At 45.6% G+C, this 3,730-nt stretch carries 3 protein-coding genes; all 3 read right to left on the bottom strand.

What is annotated here, in order from left to right:
• Positions 1–401: 401 nt before the first annotated feature.
• A complete protein-coding gene (locus ABYP33_RS17905) occupies positions 402–1,454 on the bottom strand; it encodes a glycosyltransferase family 2 protein (RefSeq protein ID WP_373092589.1) in 1,053 nt (350 codons plus the stop codon).
• Positions 1,455–2,110: 656 nt separating this feature from the next.
• Positions 2,111–3,109, bottom strand: a complete 999-nt coding sequence (locus ABYP33_RS17900) for a glycosyltransferase family 2 protein (protein WP_373092588.1) — start codon at positions 3,107–3,109, stop codon at positions 2,111–2,113.
• Between the two features lie 95 nt (positions 3,110–3,204).
• The coding region (locus tag ABYP33_RS17895; RefSeq protein ID WP_373092587.1) for a sugar transferase at positions 3,205–3,730 on the bottom strand (526 nt) is incomplete at its 5' end.

Genomic DNA, 3,730 nt, shown 5'->3' with positions numbered 1-3,730 from the left:
CAAAGTGACATCGTAGACACGCTTATAAGCGTCACGAACCAGCCAGTCATTAAACTGCTGCAACTGAGTGAACAGAACAACAAGGAACGAAGGTAGGAAGATATTAATTTGCTGTTTGATGGCTTGCATGGCTGTGTGACCCTAGTAATAGATAAACTTGCTATTACTATTGCAACCGCTATGCCAAACCCAAAAACCGATATAACACACTGTTTTTATTGTACTTTTATATAAACCCTGCACCTTAGCTCTTATGTCTAGGTCAGCTTGACTTGCATTTTGCAAATCATATCAATAAACAAACGTAAAATAAGAAACATGCTTAGCTCTACGACCCACTATTCGGGCATAGCCGCGTATTCAGCATACTGGTAAGCACTCTGAATCGTATCCCCGCGCTTTTACTTACTGCGTTTAGCCGCTATCGCCATTATTTTGCGCTCGAAGCTGTCATATAGATTTATCGGCAAGATAGTCAACAAGATAGTGCAGATAGTGGTCACTGCAGTGGTCGTGAACTCTTTTACTAAAATGCGACTATCTGACTTATACGCCAAGCCAAGCAGTGTGCGAGCACTCTCTGAATCGCGCGACTGCACCGCGCGACGGGTTAAATAACGGTATTGGTAAGCCCGCGCCAAGCCTTCCCATTTGGCGATAAAAACTGGATCAATCTTACGGTTGTTTTCAACCGAACGCTCCCAGGACTCGAGTTGACGGCGCCAATTGGCAGATAAGCCTTCTCCGTTGACCCGATACCACGTCAATGCCTCAGATAGACCCGCAACCTGCCACTTTGTTGACAGGGCAATACGTAACCAGCACTCAACATCTTCGGATTGACGAAAGCTTTCGTCAAAGTACATGGTGTCGTCATGGCCGGCCTCTGGCCGAGTAAATTTAATCTCATTGAGCGTTTCGCGGCGAATTACCGGTGCGGAGCCATTACCAACGGGGTTGCGACAAAAAATATCCTGAGCAGAAATACCCTCGCACTTGGGGTGTTGGCCTATGCCCATATCTTCTCCGTCGTCATTCATGAACTGAGAAGCACTGTAGCTCACCCCAATTTCAGGATTCACATTTAAATGGTGAACATGAAGCTCTAATTTACGGGGGGCCCAACGATCATCAGAATCTAAAAAAGCGACATATTCGCCCTTTGAGTGTCGTACTCCGGTATTGCGCGCACCAGCTAACCCGCGATTAAGCTGCTGAACCAAGCGCACCCGCTCGTCATCGCAGGCATTAATAATCTCGGCACAATTATCTGGCGAACCATCGTCGACACAAATTACTTCAAAGTCGCGAAAAGTTTGCGATAACACCGAGTCCAAGCAATCCTGTAAATAAACCGCGGCGTTGTACATAGGAATAACGACACTAACTTTAGGCCCATTTACGCTCGAACTGTTCCGATTGATCAACGTGTCTTCGGTGTGCAACAAGGTCATTTCAGAAGCCCTTTTATTACGTAATTTGCTTAATCCATATTAAATCTAAGCGTTAAGTCTCAAAAAATACTTCTTATATTGATTAGAAATGGCAAAGTTTTTAAGCATCGCTTTATATCAGTTTAGTACCTAACTTTAGCTCATATTTCGTAAAGACATTACATTTTGTCTCGCCAAATACAAACTAACACCCCCACCAGCGTCGTTGATTTTAGTAGGCCCCGCTACCCAGTAAAACTGCGGGAATAGTCTTGGCCGTGATCACAATGTCAGTGTACAAGCTGCGCTCCAAGTGACATCGTAGACACGCTTATAAGCGTCGCGAACCAGCCAGTCATTAAATTTCTGTAACTGAGCGAGTAGAACAACAAGGAGCGAAGGTAGGGAGGTATTAAGTTGCTGTTTGATGGCTTGCATGGCTTGCATGGCTGTGTGACCTTAGTAATAGATAGACTTGCTATTGCTATTGCTATCGCAGCCGCTATACCAAGCCTAAAAAATCCTGTAACACACTGGTTTTATGATACTTTCACATAAGATCTGCACCTTAGCTCTTATGCCTAAGTCAGCTTGATTCGCATTTTACGAATCACATCAGGAAAACGTAAAATGGGAAAATCCAGCCGCAAGCAATGCCATTTCAAGCAGTGTTGAAATCAGGCCGCGCGACTGCGATCCTGAAGCCTATCGGGACCCCCTTGCACCTGGCCGAGCTGCCGCCGACAAATTATCCCCATCACGTTATCAATCGATTTTCCTCCAAAGGTTTTATTTAATATTCTGCGATCTAACTGGCAAGCACGATTCAATAAAACCTTAACGGTGTGCTCCTCAGCCACCTGCGAAGCGTAATATTGCGCTAACTCAACACAGCGATAGGCGATAGCCAGCGATCCAATCTCATTCACGGCTATAGGATCGAGGCTTTGGCAACGTCGAATCAATTGATCCCAATCCTCAAAGTGCTGAACTAACGCCTTTGAAACACATTCCTTCTGTACACGTCGCCAAGTTAAGACCTCATCAATGCCCTCAATAACCCAATCACTAGCGGTAACTACCTTCATCCAAAAATGAATATCATCTGTATAATTGAGTTGCTCATCAAAATAAACCTGCTCTACACCCTGAGCACCGCAACTAATCTCTTGAAGGTCCTTTAAAACTTCACGGCGCATTACAGTCCCTGACGCATTTCCAACCGCATTTTTACACACGATATTTTCAAGTGTTCCTGCCATTTCAGGACTGCATTTTCTATAGGCCTTGCTAAAATCACAGTAGGATATGCATTCAGACTCACTGTAACTCACCCCGAGACTAGGATTTGCGGCCAGGTGAAAAACATGTTTCTCGAGCTTATCGGTAGTCCACACATCGCCAGCATTCATAAAAGCAAGCAAGCCCCCTCTCGCGTGGGCAATCCCCGTGTTTCTCGCCCTTGCCTCGCCTGCTCCGCAATTTTTAATGACATACGACTGATGAATATTGAGAAGCGAGATAGCATTAGCGCTTTGGTTCAGCGCATCTGACCCTACAATTATTATTTCGTAATCAGTAAATGATTGGGCTATGACAGACTGTAAGCACTGACTGAGAAAGCGCGCATTACCATCTAGGGTCACTATCACACTTAGCAATGGTGTAGAAAACATGGCTAACTGCTGATCTTTAGGGGCTATCGCATTGTTTACGATATGCATCTTCATGTCCTTTCAACGAATCCAGTTTATGTTTGGTTTAAATCGGTTTAGTAAGCACCAGCACCCAGTAAAACTGCCGGAATAGTCTTGGCCGTGATCACAATGTCAGTGAACAAGCTGCGCTCGCGGATATAACGCAAATCCAAATCTATCTGCTGTTCAAAGCTCAGGTCAGCGCGACCGGATACCTGCCACAATCCTGAGATACCGGGCAGTGCAATCAAACGCTGACGGTCGTAGTCAGTGTATTGCTCAACTTCTGAGATAAGCGCTGGACGAGGACCGATCAGCGACATTTCGCCGCGCAGGACATTGATCAACTGGGGCAGCTCGTCAATAGACAACTTGCGGATGATATTGCCAACTTTCGTTATCCGCGGGTCATTAACAAACTTTCTACAGACGCCATCGCGGTCGCTTTCCATTGCCGCGACTTCAGCATGCAATTTCGCATCGGTGCTCATAGAGCGGAATTTGATCATTTTAAAGATCTGCCCGTCTTTACCAACACGCTGCTGGTGGAAAAACACCCCACCGCGGCTCTCTAAAAGTATGGCCAAGCCAGTAATCAGT

The organism is Zhongshania sp. (genome assembly GCF_041584495.1).
In the GTDB taxonomy this organism is placed as follows: Bacteria; Pseudomonadota; Gammaproteobacteria; order Pseudomonadales; family Spongiibacteraceae; genus Spongiibacter.
This window is presented reverse-complemented; position numbering and strand designations above follow the sequence as displayed.

What these genes read in the sequence shown, in the direction of transcription:
- ABYP33_RS17905 (WP_373092589.1), bottom strand. Translation starts at nt 1,454, where the DNA reads ATGACCTTGTTGCACACCGAAGACACGTTGATCAATCGGAACAGTTCG.
- ABYP33_RS17900 (WP_373092588.1), bottom strand. Translation starts at nt 3,109, where the DNA reads ATGTTTTCTACACCATTGCTAAGTGTGATAGTGACCCTAGATGGTAAT.